Genomic DNA, 22,455 nt, shown 5'->3' with positions numbered 1-22,455 from the left:
GTTGGGTGGAGCGTCAGTAGTGGTGCGGCCGGGAACGGATCTCCTCCGGCCAGGCGAGTTGGATACCGAGCGTGTGGCTGAGCAGGCGCTGGTAGTCGGCCAAATGGTGCTGATCGGAGCGGACCTTACGGGGCGGCAGGGACCGGTCGAGGCAGAATCCGGCGAGGGCGCCGACCGCCTCGCCGATGGCCCACTCAACAGGGTGCAGTCGGTAACAGCCGTTGGTGATGTGCGTGGTGCCGATGTCCTTGTTGGCGGGCAGAAGGTTGTCGACGCGGACAGGGATCAGTGCGCCCAGGGGGATCTGGAACGGGTAGGACTCGATGTCGATGTACGACCGGCCCGCGGTGCTGGGGTGCAGGTCGATGCGGTAACTACCGAGGCCCACGCTGTCGTGGAACACCTCGCCTCCGGCGCCCACCGGGCGGGCCTCGACGCCCACATGCTGCTCAAGAACGGTGAATTCCGCTTTAATGCGGCGCGATTCCCGAACGTACGGCGTCTTCGCCAGCCCGTCCGAGGTGCCCGTCACATCGGGCCGCAGCCGCAGGCCGGGCCAGCCGGTGCCGCCATCGGGGCGGGGAGCCTCGGTCTGCAGCCAGTACAGGAAGGACAGTGACAGATCGCGGCTGGCTTCGAGTGCTGCGTGTCGCGCCTGGTCGTCGACGCCCAGCACAGGCGCCTCCCAGTAGTCGATCTGCGGCCAGTTGACCACGGTGACATCGGAGGTGAAGGCCCTGGCCGCGAACTGTTCGCGGGCCAGGACGCGGCGGAACTGCCACAGGTCGAAGTGCTCGCCCGCCGCCCGGTCGGCGCCCATCAGCGCCCACGTGCGGTGCTGGAGCGTGATGGGCTCGACGTCGGTGAAGGAGAGCTGCGAACCGGGCCAGAACGGGGCGACGGTGGTGCGCCAGTGGTCGTAGGAGGCGGGCCGGTCGATCACGTGCTCCTCGCCCGGCCGGTGGTCCAGGGCGAAGCACCAGGATACGGCCTGCTGGTCGCGGGGGTCGGCGGTCTCGGGGGCGTGCAGCTCCCCGGTCTCGTCGCGACCTTCCGCGCCGATCACATGCTCCACACCGGCCAGTACCAGCAAGTCGCCCAGTTCGGTTGCGTCGGCGACGTAGTCGGCCTGAACGGTGATCTCGCGTTCGCCGTGCCGGCCGGCGAGCGTGACCGCCTCGATGCGGTCGCCGTCGGTGTGTGCGGCAACCGGCTCGTATCCGGTCAGGACGGTGAGCGCGCCGGAGGACCGCCACGGGGCGAGCATCTCTTCGAGGACGGCGGCCGCCACCCGCGGTTCGTGGCACATCCGGCTGACGATGCCGAGCCCGGGGTCGAGCAGCGGGTCCTGTGCGGCATCGGGTCTGAGGGGATAGTTGCGGCGGTAGTAGTCGCGGACACGGCGGCGCAGTTCGGTGTAGCCGGGCGGGGCGGCCGGGCCTTCGATCCAGGGATGTTCGTCAGGTGGTACGGCCTGTGCGGTGAGTTGCCCGCCGAGCCAGTCGGTGACCTCAGTGAGCACTACGGTGCGGCCGAGCCGGGCGGCGGTGAGTGCTGCGGCCACGCCGCCGAGGCCGCCTCCGACGACGAGGACCTCGGTTCGTATCTCAGTCATGGGGTTGGGGTTCCTTCCACCGGCTCCGCCGGTCACAGTGGTCGGTCGTCGGTGTCAAGGCAGCCGGGACCGACGGACGGCGCCGCTCGTGCGTCGGCGCGTCCGGGGTGCCGGGTGTCGGGTGTCGGGCGGTGCGCCGGCCTACTCGCTCGCGTCCACGATGGTGGTGCCGGGAATCAGCGGGCAGGGCACCAACAGGCTGCCGGTACGCAGATCGGGGTCGTCGAGCATGGCCTGCAGCCGATCCACGGCGAGACGGCCGATCTCGACGCGCGGAATCACCAGGGAGTCCCACTGCCCCGACGGGTCTGCGGGCGCCGCCTCCAGTACCGCGACGGACACGTCGTCGGGGATCTTCCGTCCGCGGGCGGCCAGTTGCTCGCGCAGGGACACCGCGAGCCCCACGGACTCCACCACGATCGCGGTCACCGCACCGCGCGCCACCTCGTCGAGCCAGGCCTCGTCGATGCCTATGGCACCGTGGAATCCCGGGGAGGTGTCGGTCATCCCGTGCCGCTCGACGGCCTCCGCGTAGCCGAGGCGGCGGTCGTCGTACGGCTCCATCTGCAGCCACTCACGGACGTAGCCGAGTCGCCGGTGGCCGTGCCGCACCAGCCGTTCGACGATCTGTCCGCTGGCCGATCGGTAGTCGGGGATGATCTGCGGGATCTCCGCGCCGGGCACGTCGCGGCGGCCGATGTGGACAAACGGATAGCCCTCGTACCAGAGGCGGGCCAGTTCGCCACGGTCGGTGGCGACACCGAACAGGATGCTGCCGTCGGCGAGGTTGAGCCGGTTGGTGCCGTGACTGTAGATCTTGCGTTCGCCGTCGGTACCGGCCCCGGTCGAGGTGAACAGCACCAGGTCGTAGCCGGTCTCCTCGGCACGCTCCTCGATCCCCAGCAGGAATTCGAAGTAGAAGTCATCGTGGACGCGCGGGAAGACACGTTCGAAGGTGTGCACACCCAGCAGGTTGTTGCGCTGCTTGCGCATGGCCCGGGCAGCCGGATTGGCGACGTAGCCCAGCTCGCGCACCGCCTCGAAGATACGCTGCCGGGTCTCCTCCGGGATACGCGCGGTCGCCGCGTTCCCGCTGATCACCCGGGACACCGCCGACTGGGACACGCCGGCCAGTCGCGCCACGTCCGCCTGGCTGGGCGCCTTCTCACGCCGTCGTGCTGTCACAATGCTCCCTGCATCGTCTCGCGCCGGGCGGCGGCCGCCGCGGCGTGTGTCGTCTCGGCCAGTTCCCCGGCCCGGCCCTTGACGTGCAGCCAGCACGTCGCCCAGTGGCCTTCGCCCAGCTCGGTGCGCGGCGGGGTCTCATCGATGCACTCTCGCATCGCGAACGGGCAACGGGGGTGGAACCGGCAGCCCGTCGGCGGGTCGATCAGGCTGGGCGGCTCACCCAGCTCGTCGGCGCCCGCGAAGAGAGCTTCGCGGTCCCCCACCCCGCGCTCGGGGTCCGGGGAGGACTCTATGAGCAGTTTGGTGTACGGGTGCTGCGGAGACGCGATCACCTCCTCCTTGGGGCCGGACTCCACCATCTGTCCGGCGTACATCACGGCGATCTCGTCGCACAGGTAGCGGGCGCTGGCGATGTCGTGCGTGATGTAGAGCAGCGCGAGGCCGTCCTCGGTGCGCAGCCGCTGCAGCAGGTTGAGCATCTCCAGCCGGATCGACACGTCCAGCATGGAGATCGGCTCGTCGCCGAGCAGGACCTTGGGCTCCACGGCGAGCGCGCGAGCGATGACGACACGCTGGCGCTGCCCGCCGGAGAGCTCGTGCGGGAACTTCGCCGCGAACTCCGCGGCCGGGGTGAGGCTGACGCGCTCCAGCAGCTCGGTGAGCCGCCGCTCTCGCCCGGTGGCGGTCAGGTGCGGCTGGTGCAGGCGCAGCGCACGGTCGAGGTTGTAGCGCACGCGGTGCAGCGGGTTCAGCGATCCGAAGGGGTCCTGGAAGATCAGCTGTACCTCGGAGTGGTAGGCGCGCCGGGCCCGCCGGTTGCCGCTCACGGGCTCGCCCCGGAGCACGATCTCGCCCTGGGTCGGTTCGTGGAAGCGGGCCAGCATGCGGGCCAGCGTGGTCTTGCCGCTGCCGCTCTCCCCCACCAGCGCGAGGATCTGACCGGGCCTCAGGCGAACGGTGGCGTCCTCGACGGCGCGGACGACGGAGGTACGGCCGAGCGGGCCGCGGACGGTGAAGTGCTTGGAGACGTCCCGTGCTTCCAGGACGTAGTCCGGCACCTCCGCCGCGGATGCCTTCTCGCGCAGGACCTTGCTCATCGGATCCCGCCTTTCGTCTCGCCGCTGTCGGTCTCGGTCTCGGTCTCGGTCTCGTGGAGCAGGCACGCCGCCTGATGACCTGCTTGTGGCCCTACGGGAAGCAGGGCCGGCAGCCGCTCGTCGCAGCCCCCCGTCCGCTGAGCGCAGCGCGGGTGGAACGGGCAACCGGACGGTGGGCGGCGCAGGTCGGGCGGGGTGCCGGGGATGCCACGCAGAGTACGCAGCGGGGCACGCAACGGTGGGAAGGAATCCCGCAGGCCCTGGGTGTAGGGGTGTTTCGGGGCGCTGTAGAGGGCTGTCGCCTCGCCCACCTCGACGATGCGGCCGGCGTACATGATGGCGATCCGGTCCGCCAGTTCGAGCAACAGCGACAGATCATGGGTGACGAAGACTACCGCGAAGCCCAACTCGCCCCGCAGGCGCAGTACTTGGGCCAGGATCTGCCGCTGCATCACGACGTCGACGGCCGTCGTCGGCTCGTCCATCACCACCAGTTCGGGTCGGCAGGCCAGGGCCAGGGCGATGGCGGCGCGCTGGCGCATGCCGCCGGAGAGCTGGTGTGGGTAGTCGCGGACGCGGTCGGCGGAGATGCCGACCAGGGCGAGCAGTTCCGCGGCTCGCGTCCAGGCATCCCGCTTGCTCAGCGAGCGGTCGCGGGCCCGCAGGACGTCGGCGAACTGGGCGCCGATCCGCATCACCGGGTTGAGCGCGTCCATCGCGGATTGCAGCACGATGGACAGCGCCGTCCACCGGTAGCGGCGCAGCTGCTTGCCGTCGAGCGCGACGAGGTCGACCGGCGGGGCGCCGTCCCGGCCGTGGAAAAGGATCTCCCCGGCAGTGGTGACGGCCGGCGGACGCTGCAGCCGGGTCAGCGCGGTGATCAGCGTGGACTTCCCGGAGCCCGACTCCCCCGCTATGCCGAGGATTTCGCCCCGGCGCAGGGTGAAGGAGACATCGCAGCAGGCGCGTACGGGGATACTGCCGGTGGCGTATTCGACGGTCAGGCCACGTACCTCAAGGACGGCTTGTCCGGCGGGGGCCACAGACGGCGTGCGCTGCTCGGCCTGTACGGTCATCGGGATCCACCTCCGGGCGGAACGGTCATCGAGCGCAGCGGCACGGGACACATGGCCATCACGCCCCACCACCCGCTCGGGCGAGCCGCTTGGCACCCCGCACCGAGACGGGGCGGGCGACCCGCAGCTTGGGGTTGGCGATTTCGTCGACGCCGAAGTTGACCAGGGCGCAGGCCGTCCCGATCAGGGCGATACACAGGCCGGGCGGGACGAACCACCACCACAGGCCGCGCAGCACGGCGCTCTGCTGCTGCGCCGACTGGATCATCGTTCCCCAGCTGATCGCCGAGGAGTCGGAGATGCCGAGGAACGCGAGCCCCGCCTCGGCCATCACCGCGCCGATCATCGCGTGCAGGAACATCGACGCGATGAGGCCGGTCAGATGGGGCAGCACTTCGGCGAAGACCAGCCTGCGGCCTCGCTCGCCGAGCATGCGCATGGCCCGTACGAAGTCGCGGTTGGCGATGCTGAGGGCCTGGGCGCGCAGCGTACGTGCCCCGCCGGACCAGCCGAAGAAGCCGATGATCAGGGCGATGGTGGTGAGTCCGGTGCCCTCCAGATAGCCGGCGACGATCAGGATGAGCGGCAGCACCGGCAGGACGAGGAAGAGGTTCGTCAGGAAGTTCAGGGCGGCGTCCACCTTGCCGCCGTAGTACCCGGACGGCACGCCGACCAGGATCGCCATCGCCGTGCCGACCACCGCGCCGAGCAGCCCGACGTACATCGAGCCGCGGGCACCCGCGATGACCTGGGCGAGGACGTCCTGCCCGAACTGGTTGGTTCCCAGCAGATGTTGGGAGCTGGGCGGCTGGGCGATGAAGCTGATGTCGTTGGCGCGTGGGTCGAGGCCCAGCAGGGTGTGCGCCGCCCAGGGGCCGAGTGCCGCCAGGAGGCAGAAGAAGGCCATGATGCCGAGGCCGACGCGGACCTTCCAGCTGGAGAGGAATGCGGTGCTCAACGCCCGTCACCCTCCTTCTCTGATGCGCGGGTCGAGCAAGGCGTACACCGAGTCGGCCAGCAGGTTGGCCAGCAGAACGGTCAGCATGATGAGGAAGAAGACTCCCTGCATGACCGGGTAGTCGCGCTGCTGGAGGGAGGTGTAGAGCAGATAGCCGATGCCCGGGTAGTTGAAGACGACTTCGGTGAGCAGGGCGCCGCCGACCACATGGCCGAGGGCGAGGGCGAACCCGGTGAAGTTCGGCAGGACGGCGTTGCGTGCCGCGTAGCGAAGCATCACCCTGCGGCTGGACAGACCCTTGGCCTGGGCGAGAAGAACATAGTCCTCACGCACGGTGGTCACCGTCATGTTGCGCATGCCGAGCAGCCAGCCGCCGAAGGCCGAGAAGACGATGGTGGCGGCGGGCAGCGCCCCGTAATGCAGCACGCTCAGCAGAAACGACGGGGAGAAGCCGATCGGGATGTCGGCGTCGTATCCGCCGGCCAGCGGGAACCAGCCCAGCAGGAAGGCGAAGAGCCACAGCCCCAGCAGCGCCATCCAGAAGTACGGAATGGCCGAGACGAACGTGGTGAGCGGGCTGACCACGGTGTCGAAACGGCCGCCCGCCTTCCAGCCCGCCACCGCGCCGATACCGGTGCCCAGCACGAACGCGATCACCGTGGTCGAGCCGACCAGCAGCAAGGTCCAGGGCAGCCCCTGCCACACCAGGTCGCTCACGGGCACGGGGTAATTGCTGACCGAGATGCCGAGATCGAAGTGTACCAACTGGCCCAGATAGTCGAGGTATTGGCGGCCCAGATTGGCATCCGGTTCACCGAAGACCTTCTGGATCGACTCCAGGGCGCTCGGCGACACCTGCTGACCGCTGACCCGCTGCAGCTTGTCGACGATACCGGCCGACGGGTCGCCCGGCATCAACCGGGGCAAAAAGAAGTTCAGGGTGATCGCAGACCAGGCGGCGGCCAGATAGAAGCCGAGGCGACGCGCCAGGAACCCCCAGCGGCGGGGCACCCTGGCCGGGCGCGCGGCAGGCCCGGCGGCAACGGTCGCCGCAGTCACTTGGCGGCCTGCTTCAGGTTCATCAGGGTCAGCGTGGTGTCGGGGCCCAGGCCCGGGAACGGCACATAGGAGAAGTGCTCGGGGGCGGGCCAGCCTTCCCAGTGCGAGGCGTTGATGGCGATGAACCAGTAGCTGTTGTAGATGGGGCTGTACGGCACCTGCTCCGCGACGATCTTCTGGAGCTTCTCCCCGGCGCTCTTCGTCACCGCGGGCTCGTTCGCCCCCAGCAGCTTGCCGAGCGCGGCGTCGGTGGCCCGGTCCTTCCAACGCCCGAAGTTGGTGGAGGCCTTCTCACCCAGCGGGCGGTAGGCCCGGCTGCTCAGCCCGCTGTAGATGCCGCCGATGCCGGCGCCGAGCGTGTAGTTGATGGTGAGGTCGAAGTCGCCGGACTGCTGCTGCTCGAACAGGTTGGCACCGGGGGCACCGACCTGCTTCACCGTGATTCCGAGGTGCTTCTGCCAGCTGCGGATCATGATGTTGGCGTACGGGTCCCAGCCGTAGTCCTGGTTGAACGAGAGCTTCGGAGCGTAGGACTTGCCGCCCTTGACCAGCTTGCCGCCCTGGACCTTGAAGCCGCTCAGCGCCAGCTCCTTCTGCGCTCCGGCGGCGTCCACCGGCTGCACCTTGTGCCGGTACTCGGGCAGGATCGCATCGCCGAAAACCTCGTCGACCAGTCCGGTGGGACCCGACTCCGTACCGGGACGCTGAAGCGTGGCGACAATGTCCTTGCGCGGAATCGTCATCGCCAGCGCCCGCCGCAGATGGACATTGTCGAAGGGAGCCTTGGCGGTGTTGAAGAAAAGAGCGTAGGTGCCACCGGTTGCGTACTTCTGATACAGGTGGTGCTTGGGATCCTTCGCCTCGTACTCCTTCTCCGCGCCGTTCCAGGCGACGAGCGCCCAGTCCACGTCGCCACGCAGCAGCTGGGCCCGCACGGCATCGCCACTGGTCGGCACGACTTTGAGCTCCTTCAAGGCAAACTTGCCGCCCCAATAGTCATCCCTGGCGCGGAGGGTCACCTGCTGAGCCACGAACCGCTCCAGGGTGAAGGGACCGGTGCCCACCGGATCGGGATTGGACCAGCTCTTGAGGTCCTTCCCCTCCCAGATGTGCTTGGGCACGATCGGAACCTGGATCGAGGCGAGCTGATTCAGTTCGCTGAAGGCCGGCTGCTTCCAGTGGACGGTGACGGTGGTGGCGTCCTTCTTGGCGACGCGCTCGTAGGTGGTGCCACCGACGTTGAACGAGGGGTCCTTCAGCGGGATGCCCAGCGAGAACACCACGTCGTCGGCGGTCATCGGCTTGCCGTCCGAGAACGTCACATCGTCGCGCAGCTTCACCGTGAGCGTGGTGCCGGCCCCGTCGAACTCCAGGCTCTTGGCCAGCCATGGCTTGACCTTCGCGCCGTCGTTGTAGTCGACCCGCGCCAGCGGCTCGTAGATCATCTCGCTGTTGGGGGACTTCTGCGTGGCGGGGCCGAACATGTTGTAGTTGCGGACGAATGTCGTCCCGCCGTCGGTCTTGCCGAACACGAGTGCCTTCGTGTCCTTGCCGCCCGCCCCGGTTCCGCCAGTGCCGGTGGTGCAGGCACTCGCTCCCAGGGGGATCGCAACAACCGCTGCGCCGGTCCGCGCTAGGAAAGCTCTTCTCGTCGGCATGGCTGACTCCTGACTCCTCGTGAGGGCGGGACAGGGCATGAAATCGCCGCTCATACGTATGAGCAACAGCAAGAAGGGCCCTGGATCTATGGCTTCTACGTATGACCAGGGAACGTACGGACGTTGCAAGGATGCGTCAAGGGCGTGAACACAATGGGTTTTTGGGCCACCTCCTGTCCGGTAGCGGGCTCAGCGGGAGGCCGACGCGCACGAGGGTGCCCCCGAACCGGACCGCTGTCGGTCAACGAACTGCCGGTACTACTGGACGCAGCCCGCGACTCGTCGGCCGGAAGTGCGGGGAGCTTCGGGAAAGTGGAGCAGGTCATGGGTCACGGCCGAAGAAGCGTCGCGTACCCGGTCGACCTGCGGGGTTCGACCGGCGGCAGAGGGGAAACCCGTTCCGTGGTGCCGCTCCCGGCGCGCGCACCCGCATTGACACCCCCGTGTGGCCCCCCTAAGTTGAGCGCACTTGCGGAGCGCAGCACCGACTGCCGCCTCCCAGGACCTGCGTTGCGCACCACGACGGGATGTCGTGCATGCCTCCCACCTCCCGCTGATGTCCGATGGCCCGATCCCGCACGCTCTCATGGACAAGCGACAGCTCCACGCCCCGGGGTTACCGGAGGCATCACTGCGGAATCGCTTGTCCCGGCCCCGACCTCCCCTGCTGGCCGCACCAGCCCAGCCTCAGCTGTTGAGCGCACACCTCTCCCATGGCCGTGAGCAGGGGTGCTTTCGAAACTTTCTGTGCACGGCCTCCTGATATTGCCCCGAACCGACACAGCGCGGTGTCCCTGCGCGAATGCGGCGGCGCCGTCGCGCTGCCCCCTCCCCTTGGCATCCATGGTCCGGACGAGACCCGATCGATCCCACACCTCGACCCACCCCCGCCGAGCGCTGCCCAATCGACCCCACGCTTCGCAGCTCAGGACTCAGGAGCTTCCCCATGCCGCGATCCGACCACCCGCACCTCGCATGGAGCCGCATCCCGCGCCCCGCTTACGGCGCCGACTACAACCCGGAACAGTGGGACAAAGCGACCTGGAAAGACGACGTCCGCCTGATGCGCGAGGCAAACGTCAACCTGGTGACCCTCGGTGTCTTCGCCTGGTCCTGGATCGAGCCCAAACCGGACGCCTTCGACTTCTCCGGCCTCGACGAGGTCATCGCCCTCCTGCACGAGTCGGGCATCGCCGCCAACCTGGCCACACCAACCGCCGCTCCGCCGCTGTGGTTCTCCCACGCTTACCCCGAAGCGCTGCCCGTGACAGCCGACGGGCGAACGCTGGCGCCCGGTTCCCGTCAGGCCTACTGCCCATCGTCGCCGGCCTATCGGGAACGCGCCGCGCTGGTCACCCGCCGCCTCGCCGAACGCTACGGCGACCACCCGGCCGTGGTGATGTGGCACATCAACAACGAGTACGCCAACGCCAACGCGCACTGCTGGTGCCCGACCTCGGCCGACGCATTCCGCAACTGGCTGCGCACCACGTACGGAAACGACCTTGACGCGCTCAACGACCAGTGGGGTACGGCTGTTTGGGGCATGCAATACAGCGCTTGGGAACATGTCATCCCGCCACGCACCAGCACCAGCAGCCTCTCGCCGGGGCTGTGGCTGGACTTCTACCGCTTCAGCGACGCCGAACATCTGGCCTGCTTCCGCGCCGAGCGCGACATCGTGCGCGCCCACTCCCCCGGCCGACCCGTCACGACCAACTTCATGGCGAGCGCGCTTCGTTGGAGCGACTACTGGCGGTGGGCGCGCGAGGTCGACATCGTCTCGAACGACCACTATCTCCCGTCCGAGGATCCGAACCGCGCCGCCGACCTCGCCTTCGCCGCTGACCTCACCCGTGGTCTCGCGGACGGGCGGCCCTGGATGCTCATGGAGCACTCCACCTCCGCAGTGCAATGGCAGCCCCGCAACATCGCCAAAGCCCCCGGGGAGATGGCCCGCAACACACTGACCCACCTCGCCCGCGGCGCGGACGGCGTCCTGTTCTTCCAGTGGCGCCAGTCCGCATACGGACCGGAGAAGTGGCACTCGGCCATGCTTCCCCACAGCGGTGAGGACACCAGAATCTGGCGGGAGGCCAAAGCCCTCGGCAACACCGTGGCCGGTCTCGCCGATATCGCCGGCAGCACCTGTCCGCCGGCCGACATAGCCTTGCTGCTGGACTACGAAGCCATGTGGGCCCTGCAACTGCCCCACCGGCCCAGCAGCGACATGACGTACTCCAGCATTCTTCGCGACTGGCACCGCGCTCTGTGGAGCCTCGGGCTGCCCTGCGACCTGGTGCCCGTCCCCGGAGAACAGCGCCTCCTGCTGGTGCCCTCGCTCTACGCCCTGTCCACCGACACGGCCCGGGCACTGGAGGACTATGCGGCACGCGGCGGCCATCTGGTCGTCGGCCCGTTCAGCGGATTGGTCGACCCGCACGACCGCATCCACCCCGGCCCGTATCCCGGCGCGCTGCGTGACCTGCTCGGCCTGCGGGTGGACGAGTACCTTCCGCTCGCTGCCGGTGAATCGGTTGGCTTGGACGACGACTCGACCGGCCACCTGTGGGCCGAGCGTGTGCTGCCCGACCCGGGAACCGAGGTGGAGAGCCGATTCGTCGACGGGCCTGCGCAAGGAGGCCCAGCTGTCCTCCGTCGCGGCAACATCCGGTACCTGGCCACTCGCCCGGACATCTCCTCCCTCCTGCGGCTCCTTCCCCAGTGGGCCGCACAGGCCGACTGTGCAACTCCGCTGCAGGGGGCCGGCCATGGAGTGGAGGTCATGCGCCGAAGCACCCCCGACGGCAAGACCTGGCTCTTCGCCGTGAACCACACCAGTAACCCCGCACAGGTGGCCACGACCGGTGTCGAGGTCATATCAGGCGCCCTTTCACCGGGCGTGATCACCATTCCGGCGGGCGAGGTCGCAGTATTGGCAGAGGGTCATCAGTAACCTCGCCAGTCGAGTCGCCGCATCTCAACCATCACATCCAACAGTGAGGTGACCCATGAAGGTCTGATGATGTACGAGGTGGCGAAGCGCGAAGGGCGCGATGATGCCAGCCGCTATCCACAGGCCGCTCAGAACCAGGCCGCCTGGCTGATCAACAACTTGGACCTCAAGGACCCGCGCGTCACCAAGGGACAGCGACAGAGCGAATACGTACTGATCACCGGCCTGGTGCAATTCGCCGAAATGTATCCGGACAAGGTTCCCCATGGCACGAAGCAGTTCGTCAGGGACTGGGCTCGCATAACAGTCGACCGCTCGGACAATCTCTGGGACTTCCGCCGGTACTCCGACGACCGTTGGACCATTCCAGCCTTCAGCGGGGGCGGCGCTGACGACCCCAACGAGGTCGGAAACGTAGCCGGCTTCTCCGCGCCGGCACTCGCTGCGGCGCGACTGTTGGGGAACGATCCACTGGCCGGCCGACTCCGTGAGATCGCCACAGCACAGGTGGACAACATCTTCGGCCGCAACCCCACTGGGCGGCACGCTTCGTACGATGCGCCCAGCAAGAAGGTGGGATTCGAGGGCGTGGAGCACGGATGGTTCTCCGAATATTACGGCGGCGCCGGGCTGTTGGAAGATGTTCCCGGTGTGCTCGACGGGAGTCCCAAGAACGGGCACTATCCCTTCAATCCCGAGCAGGGCAATATCGGCCACACTGAGGGCTGGGTCGCCTTCAACACCGCATGGAACGAATCACTGGCCTGGCGGGCAGCCGACCAGACAGAGCTCAAGGTCAGCACGCGAGGCCGTGTCCCTGCGCGTGTCGTACAGGTCGATACGCAGGTGCGAATCGACCTGGCAGCACCCCTGAACCTGGACGCCGACACCCTCGGTCAAGGCACAGTCGATGTACGAGTGGGCGACCGCGTCACCAAGCATGTGACCGTCACACAGACAGAAAAGAACTCGAAGACGTTCAGCGCCTCCCTCAACCTGGCGACGCTGGGTGCCAAACCTCTCGATGCCATTACCGTGACGTACGGCCATGGGCCATTCGCAGTGTCGTACTCCTTCACTGTGACCAGCAGGGATTCGATACCTTCTGACTGATCCGGAGCGGCCGTCTACAGAGCGTGGCCCCCGCCGAACAAAGACCTGCCCCGTGTGCTAGCAGTTCCTCATACAGCACCTCACGGCCGTCCGCCCCAGCCACAGCTCGCCGGCCGTCGCGACCCCGATCCGCACCGGGTTCCACACTCGCGCTGCCGCCGCCCTGGGTCCAGGCGAGGGAGGTGTTGTGCCCGATCACCGCGACAAGCGCCAACTCAGGCTTGGTCAAGGGAGTCGACCCTCATTACGGACGAGGACGAAGCCGGCGGCTGCGGCATCGATCGCCCCGGTGGTACGGGCCGCCCACCAGTCGAAGACCACGACGCCATCGCAGTCCCGCTACTCACCCGCCACCTCTTCGAGGACCACGGGCTGCGCCGCCTCGCCTACGTCGGGTTCGCGGAGGAGTCGCCGGACGTGGAGGCCCGTTTCCGCGGGTACGTCAAAGCCTGCCGCGCTGCCGGAGTCTTCGTGCCCGAAGAACCCGATCTGCGCGTCGGCATGATGACGCAGGCCGAGGGTGCGCGCGCCGTGCTGCCGGTGTCCATCACTCGCCGGGGCAGTTGCGGATGCGCAGGCCACGGGACATAGCCGCCGACCAACGGGGCACGAGGCGGCGACGTTCCGTGGCGGGGAGTCGGCGTAATCGCTGAACGGCGGCAGCGGGCCCGTTGACGGCACATTCACCGTCGACACAGCCCGCTTCACGCCGCGGAGCACCCGGGACGGCTGAGGTTCCCGGGCCGCGGACGGCTCACGGAGCACTGAGCATGCGGCCGAAGAACTCAGCAGTAACCGCATCCAGTTCGGCCTGCTCCGCCTGCGTCCCCTCGTACTCAAAGTGCCCGGCTTCCAGCACCTGCAGCTCGCCCGCCTCGGCCAGCGCGTTGTACACGGCGAACTGGCCCGGTGGTGGCACCGACGGGTCAAACAGCGCTGCAGCCACCAGTACCGGTTTGTGCAGCCGGCCCGCCGCCGTCGCCGCATCGAAGTAGCCCAATACATCAACGACTTCGGGGTGGTCCGCGTGGTGTCGGCGCACCGCCGCTCCGCTGCCGACGCAGTCCAGGGTCAGGCGCAGCGGATGGTTTCCGAACGTCGGCACCGTGAGTTGCCCGGTCGCGAATCGGTCGTCCCAGGGCAGCGCCAGGGCACCGAGCCCGCCACCGAGGCTCACCCCGCGGTACCCGATCCGCGGCTCCGGCTCGCCCAGTACCGGGACGAGTTCCAGCAGCGCCGACGCCGCGCACCACAGGTCGGCGACACACTCCCCGATGACGTACGCCTCCCGCGAGGCGATCCCGTGCAACACGTGCTCGGCGGAGACGCATGGCACGGAGGGCATCAAGCTGCGACCCGCCATGCCCCGTACGCACGGCAGGATCGCCGCCGACCTTGGCAGCGGCAGCGGTACGTCGGGGCCCACCTGATCGCGGCCTCCGTAGCCGTGCCCGATGACGAAGCCGTGCTCAGCCTCCCCCTCGGCGGGGAGCACAAGCCAGCCGCCGAGCCGGACACCACCCACCGACACGTACGACACCTCGTGGATCCGCACCCCGTCCCGCTCCTCGACGAGCTGCCCGACCTCGGGTTGCGGCGCCACCGCACGGGCCTCCTCGTACCGGCCCTGCCAGAACGCGTCGAAGTCGGCGGGGCCCTCGGGCGCGGGGATGCGCAACAGCTCGCCCAGGCCACGGCCGTAGGAGGGGTCGAAGGGAAAGTCGTGTGCGAAGGCGCGGGCGGAACGGGCGCCATCCGTGCTGGCTGTCATGCCCGCGACCTTAGGTCAGGAGGTGCGGCCGCCGCAGAGCAATTCGCCTAGGCACACGCACGGTCTGGTGGAGTGTCTCGTTTATCGAATCCGACGCCCTGGCGGGGAAGTTCGACGCCTTCGTCCTCTCCCGTGCGACGGTGCTGGACACCGGTGACCCGGCCGCGTATCTGCACAGCGACTTCGCCGGCGACGGTTCCTTCAACATCGCCCAGCTCAGCGACGAAACGGTCGACGGGGCGGGACGGAAAGCCGAGGCCACCGTGGCCGGCGACGCCCGGCGCGCGGCGGTCCTCAAGGCCGAGACCGCGATCCTCAACACCGACGCCGGGGGATGCGGTGGACGTCGTGGGCTCCGCCAAGGATCCACGCGAACGTGAGCTGGTCACCGTCGATACGTACGTCAAGTGACCGCCGCCCTGAGGGCCGGGCTGACCCGGGTGGCGGCACTGGCCGCCGTCACCGCCGGCGTCGGGCTGCTGCCGTGGCTCTCCGGTCGGGACCCTGCGCTCACCGTGCTGCGCGCCCGGTCCGCCGAGCAGGGGCCGACACGCGAGGCATTGGCGGCGGTACCAGGTGACTCGACGTCTTCTCTCCGTCCCGGCGGTGCTTCTGCGGCGGGACACCTCGAAGGAGGCCGAACTTCTCGTCATGCGCCATGAAAACGCCGTGCTACGACGCGAACCACAAGGGGCGACCTCCACCACTGCGAAGTCATCTCCAGCAACGGGCCCAGCTACCGTCTCAAGAACCCTCTGGCCGCCATCGAACGTGGGCGGGACGACGCCGCCTGACAGCGTGGTCGACAATACGCGCGTGGATGTCCCCGAACTGCTCGAATCGGCTTCTCTCCTGGTCCCGGAAGAGATCGCCACCGCCACCATGCCTACGGGATGACACTGGCTGGTGCCAGACCTGGTGTACATACCTGTGTACTTGCTGAAGCGCTCAAAGGAGTACGCCGACACGTGCCCGCGGCGTCGATCTCGCGCAGGGCCCGGATCGACTTGGCCCGGGTGCACTCGTGGCGGCTGCGGGCGGCAGCGACGATGTGACGCGAGTTGTCAGCCCGCATCGGCCACCTCCGTGCCGCCGGGAGTCTCGTCGTCCTCCAGGGCGGTGATGATCCGGTCGAGGTTGCCGAGGACCTGCTGGTTCATCTCGACGACGCGGAGCTGACCGCAGGCCTCGGCCGCCGAGACGATCTGCAGGAGCTGTTCGCGCTGCTGCCAGTGCTGGGGCAGGAACTCGGGAGTGGTCACGCACATCGGGCAGGTCGAACAGGCTTCTCTGGACTTTGGGGCCGTTCCGTCCCGAAGCCTCTGATCTGCAGCTCTCTGAATCCGAATTGGTGATGCCAGAGGAATCACAGCGAGAAGTTCCGGAGAGCGAGAGCCGCTCCACGTGCCGCCTCAGTACTGTGACTTCGTATGACCGACACCGAGATCGAGATCACCGCAGACCTGGTCCGCGACCTGCTGCAGGAGCAACATCCAGACCTTGCAGGGCTGGCCATCCGCGAGGTGGCGGGCGGCTGGGGCAACCAAATGTGGCGTCTCGGGGACGAGTTGGCCGTGCGCATGCAGCGCATGGACCCCACCCCGGAGCTCCAGCTCAAGGAGCGGCGGTGGCTACCCGTGCTGGCCCCGCGCCTGCCGCTGCCGGTGCCGACCCCGGTGCGGTTCGGCGAACCGTCCGAGCGCTTCCCCAAGCACTGGACCGTGATGACGTGGGTTCCCGGCGAGCCGCTGGACCACGGCTCGATCAGCCGCGGCGCCCACGCGGCCGACACGCTGGCGGGCTTCCTCCAGGCGCTCCATGTGGAGGCGCCCGCCGAGGCGCCGATCGCTACGGACCGCGGTGCCCATCCCCGGAACTGCACGGACGGCTTCGAGAACTTCTTCCAGGCCGTTGCCCCCGACGACATCGCTGCCGACGTCCGGGCCGTGTGGGACGATGCCGTTGCGGCCCACGCGTGGGAGGGCCCGCCCGTGTGGGTGCACGGCGACCTCCATCCCGCGAACGTCGTCGTCTCGGACGGAACGCTCTCGGGCATCGTCGACTTCGGTGCCATGTTCGCCGGCGATCCGGCGTGGGACCTCGCCGCCGCATGGGTACTGCTACCCGCAGGCACGGCCTCACGGTTCTTCGACATGTACGCGCATGCAGACGAGGCGGCGATCCGGCGCGCCCGCGGGCTGGCCGCTATGAAGAGCCTCTTCCTGATGCTCATGGGGCAGAACGGAGATCGGGGCCTTCCCGGCGGCAAGCCGCACTGGGGACCTGCAGGCCGGGCGGCACTTGATCGTGTTCTGAAGGGCGTTTGATGCACGCTTCTTTGAACTTGTTCTCGATCTTGATTGAGGGCCATGCGGCAGCCCTGCCCTTGCCGAGAACGTCATCCATGCAGATCAGGCAGCATGGTGATATTCATGGAGGAGTCCGCTGAGGCGGTCTCGTCGTCGTATGTCGAGGTGGGTTGACTTGTCCGGATCGTGGATTGGTGCGGGCAGTGGGTGTAGCGGTCGGGTGTTCGCGATGCCTTGGTGCGGGCGGTGTTCGTTGTAGAACGGCTCGAACTCTTGTAAGGCGTGGAGGAGGTGGCGCTGGTTCCCGATCAAGGTTCGGTCCAGGAACTCGCGTCTGCAGGTCTGTATCATCGAACAATGTAGGGAACTTCTCATCGCTGTCCCCAATCATGAACCGCAACCGGCAGCTGCCTGCGTCCTCGGGGGCCATGACCAGGTTCTTTGCCGCTTGCGCCACCCAGGATGCGAAGAATCTGGTCATGGACCTTGAGGACGTCGGCTGCCGGGCACGATTCATCATCAGAGACAGAGACGGGGAAGTTCCCCGCCCTGTTCGACGCTGTCCTCAAGGGCACGGGGATCGAGGTCGTCCTTACCGGCAATTCGAGGAGTTCTACAACTCCCATCGACCGCACCAGGGCATCGCGAACGCCCGACCGCTACACCCACTGCCCACACCAATCGACGATCCGAACAAGCTAAGCCACCTCAACACACGACGCCACGACCGCCTTGGCGGCATCCTCCCCGAATACAGACATGCCGCGTGACCTGCACGGACGAGGTATTCGGCAAGCGTAGTGCCGAACGTTCCCGCTCAACCGCCCTGCCCGGGTGAGTGGGGGGGACTGGCGTCTTCGTAACCGCCACGCGACCGAGCAGGGCCACCCTGATGATCAAGGGCCACCGGAGCGGAACCCACGTGAACAAGGCTCCGGGTGTGCGAACACGCCCGATCGAGCCGTACGGACCATGAGCTCTCTGACCCCGGTGGGCGGGCGGATCAGCGCAGTCCGGCGAAGAGGTCGTTCTCGGGCACGGCCGCGCCGGTGGTGTCCTGGACACGTACGAAGGTCTCGACGCCCATCAACTCGGTGAACCTCTCCTGGCCCATCCTGAGGAAGAAGATGTTCTCGCCCTGGCTGGCGTGCGCGGCCAGCGCATCGAACTTCTGGCCGCCGAACGCGGTGGTATCCACCCAGGTGGTGATCTCCTCGTCGGGCAGTCCGATCTCGGCCATCGCGGCGGCCTCAGCGGGATCCGGCTCCTGCCCGTCCGCACCGAACTCGCGTATGACCTCCCCGAACCGCTGCATCATCGAGCGGGGCGCCGTCGTCCAGTACACCTTCGGTGTCAGCGCGGTCATCGCCAGCGCCGCCATCGTGATGCGGTTGGCCTGGATGTGGTCCGGGTGGCCATAGAAGCCGTTCTCGTCGTACGTGACGACCACATCGGGCTGGTAGCGCCGCAAGAGTTCCGCGAGTCGGGCAGCGCCCTCCTCCACGGGTGTCTGCCAGAAGGAGCCTGGGGCGTCATTGGTCGGCCACCCCATCATCCCGGAGTCGGCGTAGTCCAGCATCTCCAGATGACTGATCTTCAGGACTTCACAGCTTGCCTCGAGTTCTTGACGCCGCATCAAGGCGACGGCCGCCCCATCGTGTCCGGGATCGCCCGGCTTGACACCCCCCGGTCCGTCACCGCAACCACCGTCGGTGCACGTCACGAGGACCGTGCGAATGCCCTCCGCCGCGTACCGCGCGAGGACACCTCCTGTTCCAGTGGCCTCATCGTCGGGGTGGGCGTGTACCGCCATAAGCGTCAAGGGCAAGTCATTCATGAAACGGTCCTCCTGTGTGAAAAAGCATTGGTCCGAGTCCGTGGCGGGCGTATGAGCGGTCTCCCTTCAATATCGGATGTCGGATGACCGGGCGTACCGCGGACCCGAGGGCCCCGGATCACGTCGGCTGTTGGTCTCTGTGTTCCCCGCCCGCGCGGCGCCGCTCTCTTGGCAGTGCAACAGTGGCGGCCGGACCGGCTGTTCCCGCCGCACACCGGAACTGTGCCACTCCCACGAGAACGAAGAGGCGGCCAGGGTGGCGGCCAGGCCCGGCAGGGTGAGGCGTGCGATGGCGTCACGAAGATCACCCCCGCCCGCGCGCAGGCCCTGAAGGACGCCGGCTACAAGTACATCGGCCGCCACCTGTACTACAGCGTGGAGCAGGGCGCCGCGGACTGTTTGCACGCCGCGGCCAAGGCGGAGGAGCACGGGTACAAACCGGGCTCACGCATCTATTTCGCGGTTGACTACGACGCGGTGAACGACAAGGTCACCTCGTACATCCTGCCGTACTTCCGGAGTATCAAGGAGCAGATGGGCCGGTTGGGCAGCCCTTATAAGATCGGGGTCTACGGCCCTCGCAACGCGTGCTCCCGGATCTCCGAGGAAGGCTATGCGGACACCCGTTTCGTGTCCGACATGTCGTCCGGCTTCTCCGGCAACCTCGGCTACGCGATGCCGGAAAACTGGGCCTTCGGCCAGATCGTCACCAAGTGGGTCGGCTCCGGTAATGGTCGGATCGAGATCGACAACAACATCGCCTCTGGACGTGATCAGCCACCATTTTCGCCGGGCACCGGTGCCTCCATGGTGGAGTCACGCACTCCCCCACCGGAGGTGAACGCAGTGACCTCTCAGTCTCCTGAACGCGGCCGGGTGTTCCGGCGTTGCGGTTGCCGTCGCCCGGACGGCCGGCAGTTCGGTGCCGGCTGCCCCCGACTCCAGGATGGTTCGAGGCACGGGTCCTGAGCTTTTGCCGTCGACCTGCCCTCGGCCGACGGCAAGCGCCATCCCCTGTGCCGTGGCGGATTTGCCACGCGGAAGGCCGCCGGGACAGCGCTCGAGCGTGCCATGGAGTCCGAGCGGACCGGCCTGGACTGCAGCGAGGATCTCGCCCTTGCCACGTATCACGCCGAGTGGCTCCGTCTCTGGGAGAAGACGCTCAAGCCCACGACGTTCGCCCACTACCGCGACCACGTGCACACAGACCTCATCCCCTCCTTCGGCCGACTGCCCCTGACCGATCTGCGGGCCCGGAACATCACCGCCTGGAGTGAGGCCGAACTCGCCCGCGGACGCGGGCGCACCGCCGTCTACCGGATCGGCGCCACCTTCTCCAGCGCACTCAGCCACGCCGTGCGCACACGCGACCAGGTTGGGATCATCGAACGCTGCGGACACCGCACGTGGCGGCATGGAAGAATGCATCCCGGAGATGCACCTCCGAACTGGTCGAGTAGAAGCCTAGAGAACTCCTATTTTCCCAGGTCAGAGTGCATCTCCGCTTTCATGTCCGGACACTGGACGAACCGACACCCGGTGGATCGAGGCTTAGGGTTAATCGACGCAGGCACCGCGCAATGGGTAAGTAGACCGAATCAAGGGCCTCGAGAGACCTCAGCGTGCACTCGAATCGCGGGCGACTGGACGGCGTCTGCAGTACTCATCTGCCGCATGGCGTGGAGTTGCCGGGCCTGATCCTCTAAGCGGGCTCTGCCGCGAGCAACTCCTGGCATCGTGTGTCCCATGGGTGAACTGATTGACTGAAGCTTCCACCGGAAGCGCGCTCCCCGATCGGTAATCGGTGGGAAGCTACTCGCGGGGTCCTGGTCAGCCTTGCTGCGATTCTCCCGAGCACTCACTGTCGCCAGGGACCTCGCATCCCTCAGGTCATTGGCGTAGTTCTGGCGTTCACGAGGTGGTCAATGCCCAGGACGCGGGCGTTTGAGACATCGGTGGCGTCGTAGTACGAGTGCCACACGCCGCCGGAGATCGCGCAGTGGCCGCTGACCGTTGGCGGCTCGATTGGCGGTCGTGGAACCTGACGCCCGTGGGTGTCGTCCGCAACGGTCCGGTGCCGCGCACCAGGTGTCATCGCTGGCTGTGTGACTCCCTGTCGGCGGGCGCCCGCCGAGATCGAGCCCTCTTGGGCCACGGCTACGAAAGATGCGAACAGGGCGAGGCCGAACCATTATTCGACATCATGTGGATCATCTGCCCATCATGGCAGTGGACTCGACCGGAGCCGTCCTCCGAAGGGGCATATTTGCGTGACCATGACAGGCCCAGGTGCAGCGCCGAGCGCAAGGCGCGTCGAGCCGTGCTCGGCTCTTTCGTGGGGACTTCCGTCGAGTGGGCTTCGAGGGCATCGACTAGCGCCTTGGAACCGCCTGCATCGCCACCCGCTGGCAAGCGTGGAGCGGACCGGAGACTGCCGGACGTCTCCGGACTCCCGTCCTCCGCTCCGACGCCTCGTTCTCAGAGACCCCCGCATACGAATCGAGGAGTACACCGTGAGCAAGCCCGGACAGACCGTCGAGATCCCTCACCTCGGGGGATCGACCGTCGGGTACACCTTCGGCAAGCCGTACGACCCCGCACTCCCAACGCTGGTCCTGATCAACTCGTACACCACCTCGGCCGAGTTGTACCGGCCGCAGTTCGCCGACCCGGAGCTCGGGTCCGCGGCCAACCTGCTGGCCCTCGAACCCTACGGGCACGGCCGCACGAGGGCCGCGTACCAGCACTTCACCTACTGGGACAGCGCGGTCGCGAACCTGCAGGCCCTCGAGGCCCTCGGGATCGACGAGGCCTTCGTACTGGGAACCTCGCAGGGCGGCTGGGTGGCGGTCCGCATGGCGCTGCTCGCCCCGGACGTCGTGAAGGGCCTCATCCCGCTCGGCACGTCGATGGACTTCGAGAGCCCGCGCAGCCGCGACCTGGGGTGCTGGGACGGGATAGGGTCCAACACACCGCTCGTCGACGCCCTCGCCGACCCGGTCGGCGAGGACTGGGTCGTGCCGGACGAGGTCGTAGACGCCGTCTTCGCCGCGGCCCTGGGCGGCGTCTCAGCCGAGGAACGCGAGTTCTGGCTCACCGCCTACCGTGCAAACTACAGCGGTGACGCCGGACGCCACCGTCTGCGCCTCAGCACGGTGAACCTGCGGGACCGCGACGGGCTCCACGGCAGACTCGACGAGGTCCGCTGCCCCGTCCTGTGGCTGCACGGTACCGCGGACCAGGTGTACTCCGTGCCGAACGCCCAGGAGGAGATCCAGATGTTCACCAGCTCCCCCGAGGCGCGCCTGGAGATCATTGAGGGCGGGCAGCACTTCCTGAGCGCCTCGCATCCCGCGGAGGTCGGCTCCGCAGCGATCGAGTTCCTGAAGCGCTGGGCCCGAGCCTGAAGCCACCTGTGCGTCGGCCGGTTGATCTTCTGCGTGATTGTTGATCGATCCGGGCGGGGTGGACGGGGAGGTGCCCTGGACCGGGCCTCCGGGCACCTCTGAGTGACGGCGGTCTCGGCTCCGAAGAAGGCCGACGCCGCCCGTTCCTGAGCAGCCGCGCGGGCACAGCCCGCCGGGCCTGCTCTGCGGCGGCTTGCTCATGCCGCCACACGAAGTCCTCACCTATCGCCGCCGTCGACCGGGCACTATCACATGCATGACACACGCCTCGTGTTTCGCACTTTTCGCGATCGAGTCGTGTGTGAACTGGTGTGAGGTGTGTGGCTCGTTGTGGTGAGCGGGTTCGGTCCCGGATTGAGGATGGGGTGAATGCAGAAGCATCGACGGTGTCTGATTCACCCTGAGTTGAGA

The 22,455-nt window shown here is 67.6% G+C and carries 16 protein-coding genes and 5 pseudogenes; 10 read left to right on the top strand and 11 right to left on the bottom strand.

Features of this window, described 5'->3' with window-relative positions:
- Nucleotides 1-13: 13 nt before the first annotated feature.
- From CCN51_RS11680 to CCN51_RS11650, 7 genes are all read right to left on the bottom strand, one after another.
- Nucleotides 14-1,615, bottom strand: coding sequence for an FAD-dependent oxidoreductase (locus CCN51_RS11680; protein ID WP_014182351.1), 1,602 nt, complete (start codon nt 1,613-1,615; stop codon nt 14-16).
- Between the two features lie 141 nt (nt 1,616-1,756).
- Nucleotides 1,757-2,800, bottom strand: a complete 1,044-nt coding sequence (locus CCN51_RS11675) for a LacI family DNA-binding transcriptional regulator (RefSeq protein ID WP_043488352.1) — start codon at nt 2,798-2,800, stop codon at nt 1,757-1,759.
- A complete protein-coding gene (locus tag CCN51_RS11670; RefSeq protein WP_014182353.1) occupies nt 2,797-3,900 on the bottom strand; it encodes an ABC transporter ATP-binding protein in 1,104 nt (367 codons plus the stop codon). Before CCN51_RS11670 ends, CCN51_RS11675 begins: the two co-directional genes overlap by 4 nt.
- Nucleotides 3,897-4,976, bottom strand: a complete 1,080-nt coding sequence (locus CCN51_RS11665; RefSeq protein ID WP_014182354.1) for an ABC transporter ATP-binding protein — start codon at nt 4,974-4,976, stop codon at nt 3,897-3,899. Before CCN51_RS11665 ends, CCN51_RS11670 begins: the two co-directional genes overlap by 4 nt.
- Nucleotides 4,977-5,034: 58 nt before the next feature.
- Complete coding sequence (locus CCN51_RS11660; RefSeq protein WP_014182355.1) at nt 5,035-5,934, bottom strand: ABC transporter permease; 900 nt, start codon at nt 5,932-5,934, stop codon at nt 5,035-5,037.
- 6 nt (nt 5,935-5,940) lie between these two features.
- Nucleotides 5,941-6,945, bottom strand: coding sequence for an ABC transporter permease (locus CCN51_RS11655; protein ID WP_043492825.1), 1,005 nt, complete (start codon nt 6,943-6,945; stop codon nt 5,941-5,943).
- A 44-nt stretch (nt 6,946-6,989) separates the two neighbouring features.
- On the bottom strand, nt 6,990-8,525 hold the full coding sequence (locus tag CCN51_RS11650; protein ID WP_014182357.1) for an ABC transporter substrate-binding protein: 1,536 nt from the start codon (nt 8,523-8,525) through the stop codon (nt 6,990-6,992).
- 1,072 nt (nt 8,526-9,597) lie between these two features.
- On the opposite strand from CCN51_RS11650, the gene CCN51_RS11645 reads away from it, so the two are divergent.
- The 3 genes and pseudogenes from CCN51_RS11645 to CCN51_RS57245 all read left to right on the top strand — a co-directional run.
- Nucleotides 9,598-11,607 carry a beta-galactosidase gene (locus CCN51_RS11645; RefSeq protein WP_014182358.1) on the top strand — a complete coding sequence of 670 codons (2,010 nt, stop codon included), beginning with the start codon at nt 9,598-9,600 and terminating at the stop codon, nt 11,605-11,607.
- 48 nt (nt 11,608-11,655) lie between these two features.
- Nucleotides 11,656-12,720, top strand: a complete 1,065-nt coding sequence (locus CCN51_RS11640; protein ID WP_143675770.1) for a hypothetical protein — start codon at nt 11,656-11,658, stop codon at nt 12,718-12,720.
- A gap of 342 nt (nt 12,721-13,062) precedes the next feature.
- Nucleotides 13,063-13,251 (top strand): annotated as a pseudogene (locus tag CCN51_RS57245) (LacI family transcriptional regulator); the annotation flags it as partial.
- A 223-nt stretch (nt 13,252-13,474) separates the two neighbouring features.
- Here the strand turns inward: CCN51_RS57245 and CCN51_RS11630 are convergent.
- Complete coding sequence (locus CCN51_RS11630) at nt 13,475-14,491, bottom strand: acetylxylan esterase (RefSeq protein ID WP_014182360.1); 1,017 nt, start codon at nt 14,489-14,491, stop codon at nt 13,475-13,477.
- A gap of 83 nt (nt 14,492-14,574) precedes the next feature.
- On the opposite strand from CCN51_RS11630, the pseudogene CCN51_RS11625 reads away from it, so the two are divergent.
- The 3 pseudogenes from CCN51_RS11625 to CCN51_RS59610 form a co-directional block, all read left to right on the top strand.
- Nucleotides 14,575-14,902, top strand: a pseudogene (locus CCN51_RS11625) (ABC transporter substrate-binding protein); the annotation flags it as partial.
- A 165-nt stretch (nt 14,903-15,067) separates the two neighbouring features.
- Nucleotides 15,068-15,175 (top strand): annotated as a pseudogene (locus CCN51_RS57240) (integrase core domain-containing protein); the annotation flags it as partial.
- A gap of 14 nt (nt 15,176-15,189) precedes the next feature.
- Nucleotides 15,190-15,285 (top strand): annotated as a pseudogene (locus CCN51_RS59610) (AAA family ATPase); the annotation flags it as partial.
- Nucleotides 15,286-15,555: 270 nt separating this feature from the next.
- Here CCN51_RS59610 and CCN51_RS11610 read toward each other — a convergent pair.
- Nucleotides 15,556-15,753 carry an integrase gene (locus CCN51_RS11610; protein ID WP_202948326.1) on the bottom strand — a complete coding sequence of 66 codons (198 nt, stop codon included), beginning with the start codon at nt 15,751-15,753 and terminating at the stop codon, nt 15,556-15,558.
- Between the two features lie 168 nt (nt 15,754-15,921).
- Between CCN51_RS11610 and CCN51_RS11605 the strand changes: the two genes are divergently transcribed.
- A complete protein-coding gene (locus CCN51_RS11605; RefSeq protein WP_014182363.1) occupies nt 15,922-16,818 on the top strand; it encodes an aminoglycoside phosphotransferase family protein in 897 nt (298 codons plus the stop codon).
- Nucleotides 16,819-16,902: 84 nt separating this feature from the next.
- On the opposite strand, the gene CCN51_RS11600 is transcribed toward CCN51_RS11605, so the two are convergent.
- Both CCN51_RS11600 and CCN51_RS11590 read right to left on the bottom strand, forming a co-directional pair.
- Nucleotides 16,903-17,151 (bottom strand): transposase, encoded by a 249-nt coding sequence (locus CCN51_RS11600; protein WP_238545555.1) that lies wholly within the window; start codon nt 17,149-17,151, stop codon nt 16,903-16,905.
- Between the two features lie 652 nt (nt 17,152-17,803).
- On the bottom strand, nt 17,804-18,637 hold the full coding sequence (locus CCN51_RS11590; protein WP_043488355.1) for a PIG-L family deacetylase: 834 nt from the start codon (nt 18,635-18,637) through the stop codon (nt 17,804-17,806).
- Nucleotides 18,638-18,895: 258 nt separating this feature from the next.
- On the opposite strand from CCN51_RS11590, the pseudogene CCN51_RS57235 reads away from it, so the two are divergent.
- The 3 genes and pseudogenes from CCN51_RS57235 to CCN51_RS11575 all read left to right on the top strand — a co-directional run.
- Nucleotides 18,896-19,432 (top strand): annotated as a pseudogene (locus CCN51_RS57235) (glycoside hydrolase domain-containing protein); the annotation flags it as partial.
- 276 nt (nt 19,433-19,708) lie between these two features.
- A complete protein-coding gene (locus CCN51_RS59920; RefSeq protein ID WP_078610819.1) occupies nt 19,709-20,335 on the top strand; it encodes a tyrosine-type recombinase/integrase in 627 nt (208 codons plus the stop codon).
- Nucleotides 20,336-21,150: 815 nt separating this feature from the next.
- Nucleotides 21,151-22,044 carry an alpha/beta fold hydrolase gene (locus CCN51_RS11575; RefSeq protein ID WP_014182366.1) on the top strand — a complete coding sequence of 298 codons (894 nt, stop codon included), beginning with the start codon at nt 21,151-21,153 and terminating at the stop codon, nt 22,042-22,044.
- Nucleotides 22,045-22,455 lie beyond the last annotated feature (411 nt).

Origin of the sequence: Streptomyces milbemycinicus (assembly GCF_002154605.1) — a bacterium.
In the GTDB taxonomy this organism is placed as follows: domain Bacteria; phylum Actinomycetota; class Actinomycetes; order Streptomycetales; family Streptomycetaceae; genus Streptomyces; species Streptomyces milbemycinicus.
The sequence above is the reverse complement of the archived record's forward strand: the minus strand, read 5'-3'. Positions and strand labels throughout refer to the sequence as shown.